Genomic DNA, 18,643 nt, shown 5'->3' on the forward strand with positions numbered 1-18,643 from the left:
CGAACCTCGTGGCCGCGCGGTAGCGTCCAGTGTGGACGGTCAGGGGGAACGCGGGTTGCCGTGTTCGCGGGACTGGCGGATGATGGGCGGCCAGTCCCCGTCCTGTTCCACCGCAGCCCCGGAGGCACGCGATCGCCGGCAACGCCGCCGAACCCGGGCGCACGGTCTTGAGCCGCGCGTTCGCGGTGCTGGATTCCTTTCTTTCCGGCCGACCCGAGCAGACTCACGGCGAGATCACCCGGGCGACCGGGCTCGCGCCTGCCACGGTGCATCGGCTGCTGGCCGAGTTGACCGGGTGGGGCGCGTTGGAGCGCACTGGCCGAGGGCGGTACCGGATCGGGCTTCGGTTGTGGCAGCTCGGGGCGCAGGCGCCGGGCGGGCGGGAGCTGCGGGATGTCGCGCTGCCGTTTCTGCAGGATCTGCTGCAGGTGACGCACGAGGTCGTCCATCTGGTCGTGCTGGACGGGGACCGGGCGCTGTATCTGGAAAAGCTCGAGGCGCATCCGGATGTCGTGGTGACCTCGCGGGTCGGGCTGCGGCTTCCGTTGCACGCGGCGGGGCCGGGCAAGGTGCTGCTCGCGCACGCGCCGCCGGAATGTCTCGAGAGCATTCTCGCCGGCGGGCTGGAGCGCAGGGCCAGCGGGACGATCACGGACCCGGCGCGGCTGCGGCAGGTGCTGGCGGAGGTCCGGCTGCAGGGGTTCTGCATCTCCCGCAACGAGATGACCGAGGGCGCGTCGTCGGTCGCTGCTCCGGTGCGCGGGCCCGGCGATCAGGTCGTCGCGGCGATTTCCGTGGTGGTGCCCAGTTGCAAGCCGAATCTGTCGCCGCTCGTGCCGGTGGTCCGGATGGCCGCGCTGGGGGTCACGCGGGCGTTGCAAGGCTGAGGAACTTTTCCGCTGAGTGGAAGAGGGGCTGGGCGGCGGAAGATCGAGCCGGGAGACTCCGGACCGCTCGTTGCCGTCACTGCCGAGGAGAAGTCCGTGAGCCCTGCCCCGACCGTTCGCGACGCCGCGTTCGACGTGCTGCGCCGGTTCGGCGCCACGACGGTGTTCGCCAATCCCGGGTCGACCGAGATCGCGCTGCTCACCGACCTGCCCGACGACCTCGAGTTCGTGCTGGCGCTGCACGAGGGTTCGGTGGTCGGCATGGCGACCGGCTGGGCGCTCGCGAACGACCGGCCCGCGGTCGCGATCCTGCACACCACCGCGGGGCTCGGGAACGCGGTCGGCGCGCTCGCGACCGCGCGGGTCAACCGTGCGCCGCTGGTCGTGCTCGTCGGGCAGCAGGACCGCCGCCACCTCGCGCTGGAGCCGTTCCTCACCGGCCATCGGCTCGACGATCTTGCCCGGCCCACGCCGGTGTGGATCGCGGAACCGCCGCGGGCGCAGGACGTTCCGGGCGCGCTCGCCCGCGCCTGGCACGAGGCGCGCGAGCACCGCGGCCCGGCGCTGGTGATCGTGCCGATGGACGACTGGTCGGAGCTGGCGGGCGTGGACGAGCCGCTGCCCGCCCCGGCGAAGCTGGTCCGCGCGAACGCCGCCGAGCCCGCGGTGCTGGCCGAGCTGGCGGAATTCCTCGGTACCGCAACCAATCCGGTAATCGTGACGGGTGCGGGGGCCGACGACGCCGAATCGTGGCGCGGCCTGACCACGCTGGCGGAAAAGCTCGCGTGCCCGGTGTGGCAGGAGGCGTTCGGGGCGCGCGCCGGATTCCCGCAGGACCATCCGCAGTTCGCCGGGCATCTGCCGCCGGGCCGGGAAGGACTGCGGAAAGCGTTGTCCGGACACGACGCGGTGCTGTCGGTCGGCGCACCGGTTTTCCGCCAGTACCCGCGCGAACCGGGACAGCTGACCGAACCGGGCACCCGCATCGCGGTGGTCACGGACGATCCGAACGAAGCGCACCGCAGCCCGGTCGACCTCGCCGTGCTGGCGCGGCCGTCGGCGGTGTGCGGGCCGTTGGCGGAGCTGGTTCCGGCGCGGGAAGCGGGCACCGAAAAGATCGGCCGGACGGTCGAGTTGCCCGGGGCGCCGGAGGCGGGTGCGCCGCTGGGACCGGACCACGTGTTCGGCCTGCTCGCGCGCCGATTGCCCCAGGACACGGTGCTGGTCGAGGAATCGCCGTCGAGCCGTCCGCTGCTGCACGCATACGTCCCGGCGCGCGAACCGCTCGGGTTCCTCAGCGCGGCCATGGGCGGGCTGGGCTTCGGCATTCCGGCGGCGATCGGGCTGCGGATGGGCGGGCTGAAGCGTCCGGTGGTCGCGGTGATCGGGGACGGTTCGTCGCTGTACTCGATCCAGTCGTTGTGGAGCGCCGCGCATTACGGCGTCGGCGTTCTCGTGATCGTGCTGTCCAACGGCGGCTACGCGATCATGGACAAACTCGCCGTGCGGCACGGCGAACGCACGGCCGGGGGCGGAAAAGCGCCGTGGCCCGGGTTCGATGAGGTCAGCGTGAGCGGGCTCGCGAAATCGCTCGGCTGCCCGGCGCGGCGCGCGGAAACCTACGAGGAACTGGAGTCGGTGTTGAACGAGGTGCTGCCGACGCTGGCCGCGCGCACGGAGCCGCTGGTGCTGGAAGTGGCGGTGACGGCATGACGTTGCTCGGAACCGGATGGCAGGGCCGGATCTTCTCCGGCGGCTGGATCCCCGGCGCAGGCGGGGAATACGACGCGGTCGAGCCCGCTACCGGGAACACCCTGGCCCGAGTGGGCGCGGCGGCTCCGGAAGACGTCGCCAACGCAGCGGCGGCGGCGCAGGAAGCACAGCGGGACTGGGCTGCGAAGCCATACGACCAGCGGGCGCGGGTGCTGCGCCGGGCTGCGCGGCTTTTCGAGGACCACGGCGACGAGATCGACGACTGGCTTGTCCGCGAATCCGGTGCCACGCGGGCGTTCGCGCAGTTCCAGACCCGCGCGGTCGCGGCCGAGGAATGCCACGAGGCGGCGGCGCTCGCCGCACATCCGTACGGGGAACTGTTGCGTTCCAGCCAGCCTCGGCTGTCGATGGCGCGCCGGGTTCCGGCCGGGGTGGTCGGCGTGATCTCGCCGTTCAACGCGCCGGTGATCCTCTCCATCCGCGCGATCGCGCCCGCCTTGGCGCTCGGCAACGCGGTGCTGGCGAAGCCCGACCCGCGCACGGCGGTGTGCGGCGGTGTCGTGCTGGCCCGGATCTTCGAGGAAGCCGGTCTGCCCGAAGGCCTGTTCCACCTGCTGCCCGGCGGCGCGGACGTCGGCGCCGCGCTGGTCGAGGACCCGCTGGTGCGCGTCATCGCGTTCACCGGTTCCACGAACGCGGGCCGCAAGATCGCCGCGGCGGCGGGGGAGCGGCTCAAGCGCGTGCACCTCGAACTCGGCGGCAACTCGGCGCTCGTCGTGCTCGCGGACGCGGACGTCGAACAGGCCGCGTCGGTCGGCGCGTTCGGTTCGTTCAACCACTCCGGGCAGATCTGCATGGCGACCGGACGCCACCTGGTCGCCGCCGAAATCGCCGACGACTACGCGGCCGCGCTCGCCGAGCACGCGGCCAAGCTGACCGTCGGCAACCCGGCGACCGGCGACGTCGCGCTCGGCCCGCTGATCGACGCGGGACAACGCGACCGCGTGCACTCGGTGGTCACCGGGAGCGCGGAGGCTGGCGCGAAGATCGCGACCGGCGGCACCTACGAGGACCTGTTCTACCGCCCGACCGTCCTCACCGACGTCCCGCTCGCCGCGCCCGCCTACGCCCAGGAGGTGTTCGGCCCGGTCGCGCCGGTCGTGCCGTTCTCCACAGTGGACGAAGCAGTGCGCCTGGCCGGCGGTACCGAGTACGGGCTGTCGCTGGGCATCCTGACCCGGGACGCCGCGCGGGGGCTGGCACTGGCCGAGCGGATCCCGTCCGGTCTGGTGCACGTCAACGACCAGACGGTCAACGACGAGGCCCTCGCCCCGTTCGGCGGGGTGGGGGATTCGGGAACCGGCTCCCGGCACGGCGGCGCGCAGGCCAACCTGGAGGCGTTCACCGAAACCCAGTGGGTCACCGTGCGCGGCGACCTTCCGCAGTACCCGTTCTAGAAGCAATCCGGCCCAGGTCCCCTCCGACGACGCAGGTGATGACATGACGGTCTCGACTGATCCCCGGGCGCGCCACGCCCGCTGGGTGGCCCCGCTGTGCTGGACGGCGGTGGCGCTCGAAGGGTTCGACCTGGTGGTGCTGGGCGTCGTGCTGCCCGCGCTGCTCAAGGACAAAGCGTGGGGGCTCGACCCCAACACGGCGTCGCTGATCTCCGCGGTCGGGCTGCTCGGCGTGGCGGTCGGCGCGTTCTCGATCGGCCCGCTCAGCGACCTGTTCGGCCGGCGGGGAATGATGCTGCTGACCGTGGCCAGCTTCTCGGTCTGCACGCTGCTCTGCGCGTTCGCGAACGGGCCGTGGCTGTTCGGCGTGCTGCGGTTCCTGGCCGGGCTCGGGCTCGGCGGCGTGCTGCCGACCGCGCTGGCGCTGATCACCGAGTACGCGCGGATCGGCCGCGGCGGCAGCGCGACCACCGTGCTGATGACCGGCTACCACGTCGGCGCAGTGCTCACCGCGCTGCTCGGAATCCTGGTGCTGCAACGGCTCGGCTGGCAGTGGATGTTCGTCATCGGGGCCGCGCCCGCACTGATCCTCGTGCCGCTGATGATGAAGTTCCTGCCCGAATCGAAGGCGCTGGAACGGGCGAAGGAAGCCCGGCGCAACCGCAACCCGCTCGGCGTCCTGTTCCGGCACGGCTACGGCCGCGCGACCATCGCGTTCTGGGTGACGTCGTTCATGGGGCTGCTGCTGGTCTACGGCCTGAACACCTGGCTGCCGCAGATCATGCGCGCGGCGGGCTACGAACTCGGCGCGGCGCTGGCGCTGCTGCTGGTGCTGAACGTCGGCGCGGTCATCGGCCTGCTGGTCGGCGGCCGGGTCGCGGACAAGATCGGCTACCGCCGTTCGACCATCCTGTGGTTCGCCGCGGCGGCGGTGTTCCTGGCGCTGCTGAGCATCAAGCTGCCCGGGGCGAGCGTGTACGCCGGCGTGCTGCTGGCCGGGATCTTCACCTTCAGCTCGCAGGTGCTGGTCTACGTGTACATCGCCCGCGTGTACCCCGCCGAAGCACGCGGCACCGGGCTCGGCGCGGCGAGCGGGATCGGCCGGTTCGGCGCGATGTCCGGGCCGCTGGTGACCGGGCTGCTGCTGTCGGCGGGGCTGGCGTATCCGTGGGGCTTCTACCTGTTCGCGGCGGTGGCGGTGATGGGGGCGCTCGCGATCGCGGCGGTGAACCGGGACCCGGCTCCGGACGCCCCGGCGGACAGCCCGGCGCCGCGCGTGGAGACGGCTCCGGAGAGCTGAGCTATTCGGCGGTCGTCTGGGCGATCCGGTCGCTGTCGGTGTCGTAGTCGAAGAGCTCGGCGTACCGGCCCCAGTCGATCGCCGTGTCCAGTTGCTGCCGGGCGTCGGCGGCGGAGAAGCCGCGGCGGAGCAGGTCGAGGAAGAACTCCGCGCGCAGCGTGCCGTCCGAGCTGGCGGTGAGCGCGTTGACGATGGTGCGGACCAGTGGCGCCCGGTCGCGGACCTGACCGGCGAAGATCTTCTTGCTGGTCTGGATGTCCGCGGTGGTGAAGGCGGTGCCGACCGGGGTCAGGTGCAGGTCGCCGCCCGCCACGAACAGGAGGTCGAGCAGGGCTGCCGCGTCGACGAGCGGCAGCAGGTCGTCGACCTCGAAGCTCAGTTCGGCGGCGAGATCCGGCAGGTCGGCGTGTCCGCCGCGGGCGTGCACCAGTTCCACGAGCCCGGCGAGGCCGCCGACCGACGCGGGCGGCAGCGGCCGTGCGGTGGGCGTGGCCTGCGCGGGTTCGACGGCCGCCGGATCGCGTCCGGTCAGCAGGTCGTAGAGCCGTTCGACCAGCGCGGCGAACGCGGGGGATTTGCGGTCGCGCGGCCGGGCGAGGTCGATCTCCACCTCCGCACGCAGCTTCCCGGGGTTGGCACCGAGGACCAGCACCCGGTCGGCGAGCAGTACTGCCTCCTCGATGTTATGCGTGACGATGCAGACGGCTTTCGTCGGGAAATCGTCGCGCTGCCACAGGCTCATCAGTTCGGTGCGCAGGTTTTCCGCGGTCAGCACGTCGAGCGCGGAGAACGGTTCGTCCATCAGCAGGACGTCCGGTTCGAGCACAAGCGCACGGGCGAAGCCGACGCGCTGCCGCATCCCGCCGGAAAGTTCCTTGGGGTATGCGGATTCGAAACCGTCGAGGCCGATCAGGTCGATCGCCTGCAACGCACGGTCGCGGCGCGATTTCGGCGGGATGCCGCGCGCGGCGAGGCCGAGTTCGACGTTGTCCTGCACGGTCAGCCACGGCATCAGCGCGAACGTCTGGAACACCATCGCGGTACCCGGATTGGCGCCGTCGAGTTCTTCGCCGCGATAACGCACGGTGCCGCGGGTCGGGCCGATCAGCCCGGCGATCGTGCGCAGCAGCGTCGATTTCCCGCTGCCGGACCGGCCGAGCAGCGCGACGATCTCGCCCGCGCGCAGGTCGAGCGTGATGTCGTCGAGGACGCGCAGTTCGTCACCCGCCGAACCGGGGAAGCTTTTGCTGACGTGCTCGACGGACACGAGGACTTCGGACATGAGGATACCTTTCAGGACAGGGAGAACCGGCGTTCGGCGAGGCGGTACAGCCGCCGCCAGAAGAGCCGGTTGAGGCCGACGACGTACAGGCTCATCACCGCGACGCCGAGCAGGATCCGCCCGGAATCGCCGGAGCCGGTCGCGTCGGCGATGTACGCGCCGAGGCCGGTCGCGGTGAGCGTGACCCCGTTGTAGGACACGATTTCCGCGACGATGGAGGCGTTCCACGCGCCGCCCGCCGCGGTGATCCCACCGGTGACGTAGCTCGGGAAGATCGCGGGCAGCACGAGCCGACGCCACCACAGCGCTCGCGGCAGCCGCAGGTTCGCCGACGCCTCGCGCAGGTCGTGCGGAATGGCCGAAGCGCCCGCGATGACGTTGAACAGGATGTACCACTGGGCGCCGAGGCTCATCAGCAGGATGCCGCCCCAGTCCAGGGAAATCCCGGTCGCCACGAGCACGGCGGTGATCAGCGGGAACAGGAAGTTCGCCGGGAACGACGCGAGCACCTGCACGACCGGCTGGGCGAGCCGCGACACCCGCGGGTTCATCCCGATCCACACGCCGATCGGCACCCACACGAGCGTGCCGACGACCACCAGCGTCACCACCCGTGCGAACGTGATCAGGCCGAGCAGCAGCACGTGCCCGATCTCGCCGTATCCGGTGGTCTCGCCGATGAACAGCACCATGCGCACCGCGCCGTAGAGGATCAGCCCGAAAACCACGACGCTGAACACGATGTCCGCGGCGCGCCGGCGGGCGGGGGAGAACCGCAGCGGGTACTCGGCGAGCCCGAAAACCGCCAGCGCGCGGTCGAGCGGGAACACCAGTTTGCCGAGCACCCGGCCGAGCAGTGCCGGGATCCGCGAGCGGCGCAGCAGGTCGAGTACCAGGCTGCGAGGTGCCTCGGCGGCTTCGGAGTTTTCGATGCGGAACCGCTCCGACCACGCGGTGAGCGGTCGCCAGAACAGCACGTTCACACCGACGACCAGGACCACCATCGCACCGACGGCCAGCAGCACCTTGCCGAGATCGCCCTCTTCGGAAGCGGTCGCGACGTACGCGCCGATTCCGGGCAGCGCGAACTTCTGGTTGTTGACGCTGAGCGCTTCGGAGGCGGTGAGGAAGAACCAGCCGCCGCCGAAGCTCATCATGCCGTTCCAGACCAGCGGGATCAGGCCGCTCGGCACGTCGACGCGCCAGAACCGCTGCCAGCGGGACAGCCGCAGCAGCCGGGACGCCTCGTCGAGGTCGCGCGGCTGCGAGACCAGCGAATGGTGGAACGCGAAGGTCATGTTCCACGCCTGCGAGGTGAAGATCGCGAAGATCGACGCGCATTCCAGGCCCAGTTGCGAGCCCGGGAACAGCGCGATGAACCCGGTGATCGTCACCGACAGGAACCCGAGCACCGGCACCGACTGCAGGATGTCGAGTGCGGGAAGCAGGATCTTTTCCGTGCGCCGCAGCCGGGCCGCCGCGGTCGCGTAGACGAAGGTGAATCCGACCGACAGCACGAGCGCGACGAACATCCGCAGCAGCGAACGTCCGGCGTAGTAAGGGAGTTCGGCCGGATCAGTGGACACTGTGGACGGTGCGGTCGCCGGAGTCCACGCCGTGGCGGCACCGTGCGCGAGCCGCACGATCAGCCACAACGCCGCGGCGGCGCCGAGGAACACCGCCACGTCGGCGACCGTGCGGCGCGGCCGGACGAGCGCGCCGCGGGTGGGGAAGGTACGCAGCATTGGTCTAGTTCTCGCTGTCCTGATCGGTGTAGGAGAGTTCGGCTTGCCAGCGCACGCTGGTCACCGACGGCTCCATGGACAGTCGGCTCACCGCCGACTCCATTTGCTTGTCGTCACGCTGATCGGCGGACAGTTCGGCGCGCACCTGCACCTGCCCGGCGGTGTCGGTGTTCGTGCTGGTGACCGATTGCAGCGCGAAATCAGTGCGTGCCAACGCCTGCACGAGCAACGCGCGCACGTGCGCTTCGGCATCGTCCTTGGTCACCGCCAGGAAGGTGTACGACGTCGGGGTTTCGCGGCCGGTCGCCGGACGGCGGTCGACCACGCGGCCGAGCGGGCGCAGCGCGATGTTCACCGCCATCACCACTGCAGTGCCCGCGCCAGCGGCCGTGTAGAGCCCGGCTCCGGCGAGCGCGCCCACCGCGGCGGAGCACCACAATGTCGCCGCTGTGTTGAGTCCGCGCACGGTCAATCCTTCGCGCAGAATCACGCCCGCGCCGAGAAAACCGATTCCGGAAACAATTTGCGCGGCGACCCGGGTGGGGTCGGCGCTCGCTCCGCTGAACCCGTGCGCGGACAGCAGCACGAACAGCGTCGCACCGGCCGCGACCAGGGCGTTCGTCCGCAGGCCGGCCATCCGGGCGCGGTATTGGCGTTCAAATCCGATCACTGTGCCGAGGCCCACTCCGGCGCCAAGGCGCAGCAACATCTCCGCAGTCGTCATCTGCGCTCCCACTGGTTGGTGCGAAAAGTTCAGAAATAGTCGGGAAAAACCGGAAAAAGGACGGTTACCACCACGCGCGCTGGCGTGCGTAACCGCGTTTCGCTGCCTGGGCGGCCAGCGCGTACCCGGCCAGCACGAGCACCAGCCACAGCAGGTAGCTGGCGGGCAGCGCCTGCATGCGCAACGGTCCCGCGAGCGGCGACAGCGGCACCAGCAAACCGGCGAGCGCCGCGGCTGCCGTCGCCAGCACGACCGGGCGGCTGGCGCGCAGGGGAGTGCCGCGTCCGCGCAGGACGAGCACGACCAGCAGCTGCGAGAGCAGCCCCTCGACGAACCAGCCGGTCTGGAAGAGCAGCGGGTCCGCGCCCGCGCCGAAGACGTGCCACAGCACGGCGAACGTCGCGAGGTCGAACAGCGACGACAGCGGGCCGAACACGAGCATGAAGCCGGTCAGCCCGCGGGCGTCCCAGCGGCGCGGTTTGCTGAGGTAGTCCTCGTCCACCCGGTCCCACGCGAGCGCGAGCTGAGCCAGGTCGTAGAGCAGGTTCGACACCACGAGCTGGATCGGCAGGATGGGCAGGAACGGCAGGAACGCGCTCGCGGCGAGCACCGACAGCACGTTGCCGAAGTTCGACGCGGCGGTGATGTTGACGTACTTCAGCGTGTTGCCGAGCGTCCGCCGTCCTTCGGCCACGCCGCGGGCGAGCACGCCGAGGTCGCGTTCCAGCAGCACCAGGTCCGCCGCGTCCTTGGCCGCGTCGGTGGCGGTGTCCGGAGCGATCCCGACGTCGGCGGTGCGCAGTGCGGTGACGTCGTTGACGCCGTCGCCGACAAAGCCGACCGCACGGCCGTTCTCGCGCAACGCGGTGACCACGCGGGCCTTGTGCGCTGGCGTGAGCTTCGCGAAGACGGTGGTGTCCTTGACGATCTCGCGCAGTTCGGCGTCGTCCGCCGCTTCGACCTGGCGGCCGAGCACGACCTCGCCGACCGGGATGCCTGCCGAATCCGCGACGCGCGCGGCCACGTGCCGGTTGTCGCCGGTCAGGACTTTCAGCGCGACCCCTTGCTCGCCAAGGGTTTTCACCGCGTTGACGACGCCGTCGTGGACCGGGTCGACGAATCCCACGAAACCGACGAGGATCATCTCGTTCTCGTCAGTTTCGTCAAATCCGCCGAGCCTGGGTTCGACTTCCCGCGCGGCCACCGCGAGCACCCGCATGCCGTGTTCGGCGTACGCGCGCACCAGTTCTTCCGCGCCGATGCGGGCGGCGTCGTCGAATTCGGCGACGACACCGTCGCGGCGCGCGTGGCTGCAGCGCGGCAGGATCTCGTCCGGGTCGCCCTTGCTGATCAGCAGGTGCTCGCTGCCGCGCCGGACCACGACGCTGGCCCGGCGGCGCGCGTGGTCGAAGCCGATCTCGGCGACGCCGGTGAACAGCGCGTCGGTGACCAGGTCGGCTTCGCCGTCGAACAGAGCCTCGATCGCCTCGTCCAGCCGGTCGTGCCGGTCGGTCTGGAAGCGCACCGCGAGGCCTGCGTACTCGGCCGCTTCGCCGTCCGGGCCGCCGGAGTAGTCGACGCTGTGCGCGTAGGCGATCCGGTCCTCGGTGAGGGTGCCGGTCTTGTCTACGCAGAGCACGTCCATCGCGGCGAGATCCTGAATGGCGTTGAGCCGCTTGACAATCACCTGCCGCCGGGACAGCGCGGCCGCACCCCGGGCGAGGTTCGTGGTGACGATGACCGGCAGCATCTCCGGCGTGAGACCGACCGCGACGGCGACCGCGAACATCCCGGCCTGTGCCCAGTCCCCGGTGACCGTGCCGTTGACGACGAGCACGATCGGCACCATCACCAGCATGAACCGCACGAGCGTCCACCCGACGCGGCGCACGCCGGCGTCGAAGCTGGATTCCGCGCGCGGCTCGGCGGATTGCTCGGCGAGCGCGCCGAAGTAGGTCTCGCTGCCCGTCGCGGCGACCACTGCGGTCGCGGTTCCACCGACCACCGACGTACCCGCGAAGGCGAGCGCGGGCGTCTCGACGAGTTCGTGCTCCTCGTGCTTACCGGGCCGGGGTGCCTGCTTCGCGACCGGCAGTGCCTCGCCGGACAGCGCGGACTGGTCGACCACGAAGTCTTTGGCGGCGACGATGCGCACGTCAGCCGGGATCACGTCGCCGGGCCCGAGCAGCACGACGTCACCCGGGACGAGGTCTCCCGTGGGCACCTCGCGTTCGCTGCCGGGAAACTCCGCGGCCGCGCGCCGACGCACGGTGACAGTGGTGGTGATCTGATCGCGAACCGCGCTGATCGCGCGCTCGGACCGGGACTGCTGCCAGAAGCGGAGGCCGACGCTGAGCACGACCATCACGCCGACGGTCACCGCGCCGCGAATGTCGCCGACGCCGGCGAAAACCACGCCGAGCGCGGTCAGCAACGCGACGAACGGGCTCCGCGCGGCGGCCCAGAAATGGGCAGGCGCGCGGTCTGTGCCGTCGATGCGGTTCTCGCCGAAGCGGCGCAACCGTTCGGCTGCCTCGTTTTCGGTGAGGCCTTTGGGCGAGCTGTCGAGATTCCGGAAGAGAGTGAGCACCGGCGCGTCGCCGTGGGCGCGCAGGGCGGGAAAGCGGGTCATCGGTCGTCCCCTCGAGGTCTGCTGGGCGGCAGCGGACCGCGCGGGGTTCGTCCGGACCTAGATGGCTGCCGGGGTTCCCGCACGGTCGTGCCGACTACTTCCTTCGCCGGTCACCCGGCTCACCTCCTCCGCAAGACTCATCGGCCGGCGCCAGCGCGCCGGCCGGGGACCAGTAGAGCGCAGATCACGAAAACAGTCAAACACTTGTGCAAGTGATGGGGGCTAAGTCACGCTGAGAGCCCACCCGAGAGGATGTCCGTCGTGTCCACCCCATCCCAGCCCCCGCTGGAACCGCTCCCCGCCGACCTGCTGCAGGACGCCGCCGCGACGTTCGGCCTGCTCTCCGCGACCGTGCGGCTGCACCTGCTCTGGCTGCTGTCGCACGGGGAGCGCGACGTCGGCACGCTCGCCGAGGAGACCGGCCAGACCGTGCCGACCGCCAGCCACCACCTGGGCAAACTCAAACTCGCCGGCCTCGTCCGCGCCCGTCGCGAGGGGAAGCGGCAGGTCTATGTGCTCGACGATCCGCACGTGCGGCACATCGTCCAGCTGGCGGTGCAGCATCACCAGGAACTGTCCGGCGAGGCCGGGCGGCGCAGCAAAGGCGCTTGAGCTCTCCGGGACGTAGAGTCGGGCCATGGCCGAGCTGAACTTCTACTTCGATCCGGTGTGCCCGTTCGCGTGGATGACCAGCAAGTGGGTCCGCCAAGTCGCCCGCCAGCGCTCGTACTCGGTGGACTGGCGGTTCATTTCCCTGCGGTTGCTGAACGCCCATCTGGACTACTCGACGCACTTCCCGCCGGAGTACGACGCTTCGCACACGTCGGGCCTGCGGTTGCTCCGCCTGGCAGCCGCGGTGCGCGCCTCGCAAGGCCGCGAGGCGGTCGGTCTGCTCTACGAGGCGCTGGGGGAGCAGAACTTCGAAAGCGGTCTGGTCGAGCACACCGCCGAGGCCCGCGCCGCGCACAGCACCCGCTCGGCGGCTGCGACGGCCCTTGCGCGCGCTGGCCTTCCGACGGACCTCGCGGACGCGGTCGACGATGCTGCGTGGGACGCGGAGATCCAGAGGGAGACGGATGAAGCGCTTTCGCTGACCGGGAAGGACGTCGGGACGCCGATCCTGCACTTCCAGCCGCCGGAGGGAGTCGCGTTCTTCGGGCCGGTGATCAGCCGCTTGCCGTCGGACGAGGAGGCGGTGGAACTGTGGGACCACGTGGTGGGGTTGGCGGCGTTCCCGGGCTTCGCCGAGCTGAAGCGGAGTTTGCGGGAGATGCCGCAGCTGCCGTCGTTCGGGGTGGGGGCGGGGGAGGCTGGGAGGGAACAGGATTGGCATGGCGGGAGCAGGAGGCTGAAGAAGTAGGCGGCTGAGCGGGCATCGGCTCCTGGCTGGAGAACAGCTTCGGCGGCCTTGATGCCGGACAGAACGCGCGCTTTGCCCGGCCCCGCCGAGACTGCGCCATTCGGCGGGGTTCGGCACTGCGTGCCGAACTCAACTGTCGACTTCGTTACACCGTCGGAGAATTTCATCCCCCGAACGCGCGAACCTGACACACTGGGAGGTGACGACAACTCCGGGAGTGTCCATGTCGCGCGACAGCTATCGGACAGTTCGTACACCGGACGGCCTCACCCTGGCCAGCACCCTCACCGAGCCGGACGGCAGAGTTCGCCGGGCGGTGTTGCTCGTGCAAGGGGCGAGCGTCACCCGCGAGGAAGGCGGGTTCTTCACTCGCCTCGCCGACCACCTGGCCGAGGCCGGTATAGCGTCGCTGAGAGTCGACCTTCCCGGGCACGGCGAAAGCGAAGGCCGCCAGGAGGATCTGACGCTTTTCGCGCTGCTCAACGTGATCCGGGCCAGCATCGAGCACCTTTCCACCGCCGTCCCGGGCGTGCGGACCTCGCTCGCGGCGGCCAGTTTCTCCGGTGGCGTCGCGGCGTATTACGCGGCCAAGCGACCGGACGACGTCGAGCGGCTCGTCCTGTTCAACCCCCTCATCGACTACCGCGCGCGGTTCATCGAGGAGAAGTCCGCGTGGTCGGCGGACGGCTACCTCGACGACCACGGCGCCGTCGATCTCAAACAGCAGGGCTATCTCGGTCACGGGCCTGGCTTCCGGCTCGGCCGGGCGCTGCTCAACGAGGCGTTCTGGTTCGAGGCCCGCGAAAACCTGCCGCGCATCACCGCGCCGACGCTGATTGTGCACGGCACCGAGGACACCTTCGTCCCGGTCGAGTCGTCGCGGGCCGCGGATCGGGAGCTGACCTGCGAACACCGGCTGCTCCAGCTCGACGGGGCACAGCACGGCTTCGCGGTACACGACGATCCCGGGTACGCCGATCCGCAGACCCAAGCGTGGCAACGGCAGGTGATCGGCGAAGTCCGGGAATGGCTTCGCTGACGGGTCAGCCGTTGAGCACCTCGCGCAATTCCCGGACGTCCGGGCGGTTGTGCCACGGCTTCAGCACTTCCACGACCCGGCGGAGTTCTTCTTTGGTGCGCCGGGAGTTCGTTTCCGCGGCTCGCTGAGCGGAGATCAGGCCGGTTTTGGCTGCTTGGTCCGGTTCGCCGGAAAGGGCCAGCGAGTTTGCCATGAGGGACAGGAAGAAACCGTAGTCGCGCCGGGAGAATTGGGTTTCCTTCAACGTTTTCTCGTACAGCTCGACCGACCGGCGCGGTTCGCCCGCTTCGGTGTAGCAGATCGCGGTCTGCATATTCAGGAGAGTCGCGTTGAAGTGCGCGCCCAGCGGCGATTCGGCCGGTCCGGCGTCGTCCAGCAGTTTCCATGCGACGTCGAGGGTGCGGTTGACCTGATCGGCCGACGCGCCGAGCATCGCCTCCGCGCGGGCTTCCTGCTGGGCGGCTTCAGCCTGCAGGCGCCGGGGGAGCGACCAGGGGCCGTTGCGCACCGCCCTGGTGAGGATGAGCATCCGCCGCGGATCGCGTTCGTCGTAGGCGACCTGGGCTTTTTTGAGCAGAATGTAGCCCTGCATCGTGCCGTCGCCCGCCGCCTGCGCCCATTCCATCGCGCGGTCGTGCCAGTACAGCGAATCTTCCATCTGCCTGCGGTCGCGGTAGAGCCAGCCGGCGAACTCCGCGCCCTCCGAACCGATTCGCAGCAGGTCCCGCTGGTCCTCGGGCGCCGCGTCGCGGGCGATGCGGTCGATGATGTCCAGCACGCCCAGCGTCATCGGGAGCGTTTTGGCCGGACCGCGTTCGCCGTCCTCGTATTTGTACTGGTCGAGTTGCCGCCGGAAATAGTGCGTGACGGTTTTGTCCATGTACCGCCGGGGATTCTCCAGCGCTCGCGCGACGTGCTCGGCGCTGCCTATTCCCAGCGCGGGCAAAGCCGCGACCGGCAGGCCGTTCTTGAGCAGTGAGCGGCGACTGAGCGGGCTCATGGCGTCCCATTCTGTGGTCGGAACCGCTGGCGGGGCCGCGTCGCCGGGTGCGGGCACGAGCCGGGCGAGGACGCTGGCCGCGACGGTCGCCCGGTCCAGCGGCAGCGCGACCGGACGCCCGTCCACGACGACGGGCAGCAGGACGCTCGGCGCTCCCGGCGGCCTGCGGAGGTCCGCCGGGGTGCCTTCCCGGAGCAGTTCCTCCAGCCGGGCGGGGCTGATGCGCAGCAGCCGGGCGAGCCGGTCGCGGCGGTGCGGACGCGGCTCGGACCGGCCGGATTCCCAGGCGCGGATGCTTTTTTCGTCGGCGGGCAGCAGCGCGGCGAGCTTTTCTTGCGTCAGGTTCGCCGCTTTGCGTGCCCGGACAAGTCCTTCTCGCCGTTCGCCCATGGGCGACACCCCTTCGCAACAACGCGGGGTCGCTAGATTACCGCAGGTCACCGTGTGCGGGGCAAGACGATTCGCTCGGTTGCCGCCCGCTTTTCGCCCGGTTTGCTGGCTGGTCCAGGCCACTGGCCGGCCCCATGGTGGGGAGGCACCGCGAAGACACTTCCGCAGCTGAGAGGTGGATCGCATGAAGGCGGCAGCGACGCTCGGCGAGGCGGCCCGCACCGGCCATCCGGCGGTGGTCATCGGGTGTTGCGTGCTCTTGCTGCTGGTACTGCTCTCGATGTGGCTCTGGCACGCGCGCCGGCCGGTCCCGCCCCCGCGCGGAAAGCTGACCGTCCGCGACCTCCAGGCCCGGCTCGACTACGAGGTCCAGGCCGAGATCGAACAAGCCCGGCTGGCCGAATTCCGCCGGACGGCCGAGGAGGCCGCCGCCGAAGGCGCCGGCGAGGACACCGACGTCATCCCGAAAGTCGACGACACCGTTTCGCGGGAGGCCGACAACCCGCGAAAAGGGGAGAAACCCGATAGAGCTCGGTGCGGTTAGGAGCGTCCCGCCCATCGCTCACCGCACCGTTATGCCTGCCCCAGCCTGGCGCGGCACGCCACCTCCCCTGGGCTGGGGCAGGCCTCATCGACGCGGGCCAGACTCGCCGAATCAACGCCACAAGGCCGCCGCGGCGCTGGCGTAGTCGGCGAAGGAGACCGGCGGCCGGCCGGTGATCCGCTGGACGTCGTCGGTCACGTCGGCGGCCCAGTCGTTGCGGATGCCTTCGTACATGGCGGCGTAGAAGTCGGCGACCGGACCGGGCGTGCCCCCGCGGAGCAAGGCGTCGCGGAACTCGGCCGGGTCCATCGCCTGGTACCGCACCGGTTTTCCCGCGGCCTCGCCCACGATCGCGGCCATGTCCGAAAAGGACAGTGAATCGGGTCCGGTCAGCGAGTAGGTCTTGTGCTGATGCCCGTCCTCGGTCAGGGCGGCCGCGGCCGCGGCGGCGATGTCCTCGACGGAGATCGGCGCGACCCGGCCGTCGCCCGCGGGAACCGCGACGACCCCGGTGCGGATGCCGTGCAGAATCGCGGGGTGTTCGGAGAAGTTCTCGGCGAAGACGTTGGGGCGCAGAATGGTCGCGGGCACCGGTCCCGTTTCGAGGAGCCGCTCGGCCTCGTCCAGCGGGAAGCCCTCGCCGGCCAGCCGCGCCGTCGTCGTCGACAGGTGGACCACCCGGCGAACCCCGGCGCTCTTGGCGTCGTCCAGCAGCGCCGCGACCTCGGTCGTGGGGTCGGGACTGATCGGAAGCCACTGGTAGATCGCGTCCACGCCGTCCAGCGCGGGCGGGTAGGTCGCCGGGTCGCTCCAGTCGAACCGGACCGGCGTCGCCGAACCCTCCGGTCTCCCCGGGACCCGGACCGTGTGCCCCTGCTCGGCCAGCAACGACACCACCCGGCGTCCGGTGCGGCCGGCCGCGCCGAGGACAAGAACTGTGGTAGGCACGCGTTCCTCGCAAGGTAGGGTCGAATCGGCAACCACTTCACCGTATGAACGGGTTATCGACGCGCGCCATGACAGCTCTCGACAGATTCATATCCGTTCAGCGCGATGGCGGAGTGAATCGGGTATGGCGATGCCGGTGAAAGCGGTCGGCCGTGACCATGTGGCGGACGTCGTGGGCGACATCGTTGCCGCCCTCCGGCGCGGCGGCGTCGTCTACGGCCGGGCGCTGCTGCGGGCCCCTTGGGGCCTCGCGTTCGAGTCGCGCTCGATCGCCACGATCTACGTCGTGATCGCCGGTTCCTGCGTGCTCGTCCCCGACGGCGAAGAGGCGCTGCATCTCGCCCAAGGGGATGTCGCGTTGCTGCCGTCCGGCGCTGGACACGTCGCGGCCGACACTCCAGGCCGGTCAGCGCGCACCGTGCGCGAACTGTTCGGCGCCGATCTGGAGGAGCTGTCGGCCACCGACCTCGTCATCGAGGGCGACGGTCCCGAGACCGTTCTGGTCTGCGGCGCGTACCTGCTCGAACCCTCGCCGCAGCACCCGTTCCTGGCATCTTTGCCCGACGTCGTGCGTGTCACGGCGAGCCAGATGCGCGGCACCTCCCTCGCCGCCGCCGTCCATCTGCTCACCACCGAGGTCGACCACGCCGGCCGCGGCACGCCCGCCGTGGTGGCCTCGCTGCTCGACCTGCTGTTCACCTACACCCTGAGGTCCTGGTTCCTCGGCCAGCCCGACCAGCTGGCCGGGTGGGCCCGCGCGCTCCACGACCCGGCGGTCGGCCCCGCGCTCGCGCTCTTGCACGACGATCCCGGCAAACCCTGGACCGTGGAGGCACTCGCGCACTCCGTCGGCGTCCCGCGGGCCCGGTTCAGCCGCCGATTCACGTCGACAACGGGGCACACCCCGATGGAGTACCTCGGCATCTGGCGGATGACCGTCGCCGCCCGCCTGCTGCGCGAGGGCCAAGCCCCGCTGCGCCAGATCGCCCGGAAGGTGGGCTACGACTCGGAATTCGCGTTCGCGCGTGCCTTCAAACGGGTCGTCGGTCAGGCTCCCGGTCGTTATCGCGCGATGCATCGTCGTGATGAGGGCGCCGCTGATGCGCGGTGATGGCGGCAGGTTTATTCGCTGGGCAGGGCGGCGCGGCGCGCGATCACGTCCGCGGTTCCGCCTGTCGCTTCGAGCACGCGAGCCAGGACTAGCCGGGCCGCTTCGGCAGCGTCCTTGCCCGCCGATTTCGTCAGCCGCGCATCGAGTTGCTGCCGTATCCGGCGGCTGTCGTCGACGAGCCGCCAACCGCGGTCGGTGAGCTGGGCCCGTCGCACCCGGCTGTCGGCGGGATCCGGAACCCTCGCGACATAGCCGAGCCGCTCCAGTTCGAGAAGATGCTTCGAGGCCGCCTGCTGGGTGACGCCGAGAAGACCGGCGAGTTCGGAAACGGTGGGCGACCGGTCGATCAGGTGCTGGATCACGTACCCGTGGGAGTTGCGCACGCCGGGGTGGCCCGCCTCGCGCAGTTCCGCCAGGATCGCCCGGTTCGCGGAACTGCCCGCCAGCCAGGCGAGGGTGGCGAGGTCGAGATCGGCCGGGTCCAGGGGAGTCACGGTGCCTACCATGCAAT

General features: G+C 70.4%; 16 protein-coding genes. 9 read left to right on the plus strand and 7 right to left on the minus strand.

Annotated elements, in window-relative coordinates; genetic code table 11:
• Positions 1 to 167: 167 nt before the first annotated feature.
• From DMP23_RS14480 to DMP23_RS14495, 4 genes are all read left to right on the plus strand, one after another.
• Positions 168 to 887: an IclR family transcriptional regulator gene (locus DMP23_RS14480; protein ID WP_337821318.1), complete on the plus strand. Its 720-nt coding sequence runs from the start codon at positions 168 to 170 to the stop codon at positions 885 to 887.
• A 96-nt stretch (positions 888 to 983) separates the two neighbouring features.
• Positions 984 to 2,600: a thiamine pyrophosphate-dependent enzyme gene (locus DMP23_RS14485; protein WP_238605800.1), complete on the plus strand. Its 1,617-nt coding sequence runs from the start codon at positions 984 to 986 to the stop codon at positions 2,598 to 2,600.
• On the plus strand, positions 2,597 to 4,057 hold the full coding sequence (locus DMP23_RS14490; protein WP_337821319.1) for an aldehyde dehydrogenase family protein: 1,461 nt from the start codon (positions 2,597 to 2,599) through the stop codon (positions 4,055 to 4,057). Before DMP23_RS14485 ends, DMP23_RS14490 begins: the two co-directional genes overlap by 4 nt.
• 43 nt (positions 4,058 to 4,100) lie before the next feature.
• Positions 4,101 to 5,357, plus strand: coding sequence for an MFS transporter (locus DMP23_RS14495; protein ID WP_134727353.1), 1,257 nt, complete (start codon positions 4,101 to 4,103; stop codon positions 5,355 to 5,357).
• 1 nt (position 5,358) lies between these two features.
• Here the strand turns inward: DMP23_RS14495 and DMP23_RS14500 are convergent, their stop codons facing one another.
• From DMP23_RS14500 to mgtA, 4 genes are all read right to left on the minus strand, one after another.
• Positions 5,359 to 6,639, minus strand: a complete 1,281-nt coding sequence (locus tag DMP23_RS14500; protein WP_134661751.1) for an ABC transporter ATP-binding protein — start codon at positions 6,637 to 6,639, stop codon at positions 5,359 to 5,361.
• A gap of 11 nt (positions 6,640 to 6,650) precedes the next feature.
• Positions 6,651 to 8,384, minus strand: coding sequence for an ABC transporter permease (locus DMP23_RS14505; protein ID WP_134661750.1), 1,734 nt, complete (start codon positions 8,382 to 8,384; stop codon positions 6,651 to 6,653).
• Between the two features lie 4 nt (positions 8,385 to 8,388).
• The gene (locus tag DMP23_RS14510) at positions 8,389 to 9,108 is read right to left on the minus strand and encodes an MgtC/SapB family protein (RefSeq protein ID WP_275292074.1); all 720 of its coding nucleotides are present in this window, start codon (positions 9,106 to 9,108) and stop codon (positions 8,389 to 8,391) included.
• Positions 9,109 to 9,172: 64 nt separating this feature from the next.
• Positions 9,173 to 11,740: a magnesium-translocating P-type ATPase gene (mgtA, locus tag DMP23_RS14515; protein ID WP_337821320.1), complete on the minus strand. Its 2,568-nt coding sequence runs from the start codon at positions 11,738 to 11,740 to the stop codon at positions 9,173 to 9,175.
• Positions 11,741 to 11,992: 252 nt separating this feature from the next.
• Here mgtA and DMP23_RS14520 point away from each other — a divergent pair, with 252 nt between their 5' ends.
• The 3 genes from DMP23_RS14520 to DMP23_RS14530 all read left to right on the plus strand — a co-directional run bounded on the left by DMP23_RS14520 (position 11,993) and on the right by DMP23_RS14530 (position 14,139).
• Entirely contained in the window at positions 11,993 to 12,352 is a 360-nt protein-coding gene (locus tag DMP23_RS14520; protein ID WP_051171745.1) for an ArsR/SmtB family transcription factor, read from the plus strand.
• Between the two features lie 25 nt (positions 12,353 to 12,377).
• Positions 12,378 to 13,100 carry a DsbA family protein gene (locus DMP23_RS14525; protein ID WP_134727357.1) on the plus strand — a complete coding sequence of 241 codons (723 nt, stop codon included), beginning with the start codon at positions 12,378 to 12,380 and terminating at the stop codon, positions 13,098 to 13,100.
• A gap of 223 nt (positions 13,101 to 13,323) precedes the next feature.
• A complete protein-coding gene (locus tag DMP23_RS14530) occupies positions 13,324 to 14,139 on the plus strand; it encodes an alpha/beta hydrolase (RefSeq protein ID WP_337821321.1) in 816 nt (271 codons plus the stop codon).
• A gap of 4 nt (positions 14,140 to 14,143) precedes the next feature.
• Here the strand turns inward: DMP23_RS14530 and DMP23_RS14535 are convergent, their stop codons facing one another.
• Positions 14,144 to 15,529 carry a helix-turn-helix domain-containing protein gene (locus DMP23_RS14535; RefSeq protein WP_337821322.1) on the minus strand — a complete coding sequence of 462 codons (1,386 nt, stop codon included), beginning with the start codon at positions 15,527 to 15,529 and terminating at the stop codon, positions 14,144 to 14,146.
• 184 nt (positions 15,530 to 15,713) lie between these two features.
• Here DMP23_RS14535 and DMP23_RS14540 point away from each other — a divergent pair, with 184 nt between their 5' ends.
• Complete coding sequence (locus DMP23_RS14540) at positions 15,714 to 16,073, plus strand: hypothetical protein (RefSeq protein WP_337821323.1); 360 nt, start codon at positions 15,714 to 15,716, stop codon at positions 16,071 to 16,073.
• 111 nt (positions 16,074 to 16,184) lie between these two features.
• Here DMP23_RS14540 and DMP23_RS14545 read toward each other — a convergent pair whose 3' ends face one another.
• Entirely contained in the window at positions 16,185 to 17,021 is an 837-nt protein-coding gene (locus tag DMP23_RS14545; RefSeq protein WP_337821324.1) for an NmrA family NAD(P)-binding protein, read from the minus strand.
• 130 nt (positions 17,022 to 17,151) lie between these two features.
• Between DMP23_RS14545 and DMP23_RS14550 the strand changes: the two genes are divergently transcribed.
• Positions 17,152 to 18,132 (plus strand): AraC family transcriptional regulator, encoded by a 981-nt coding sequence (locus DMP23_RS14550; RefSeq protein WP_337821325.1) that lies wholly within the window; start codon positions 17,152 to 17,154, stop codon positions 18,130 to 18,132.
• 11 nt (positions 18,133 to 18,143) lie between these two features.
• Here DMP23_RS14550 and DMP23_RS14555 read toward each other — a convergent pair whose 3' ends face one another.
• Complete coding sequence (locus tag DMP23_RS14555) at positions 18,144 to 18,626, minus strand: MarR family winged helix-turn-helix transcriptional regulator (RefSeq protein ID WP_337821326.1); 483 nt, start codon at positions 18,624 to 18,626, stop codon at positions 18,144 to 18,146.
• Positions 18,627 to 18,643 lie beyond the last annotated feature (17 nt).

This window comes from Amycolatopsis sp. A1MSW2902 (assembly GCF_017312175.1).
Taxonomy (GTDB): Bacteria; Actinomycetota; Actinomycetes; order Mycobacteriales; family Pseudonocardiaceae; genus Amycolatopsis; species Amycolatopsis nivea.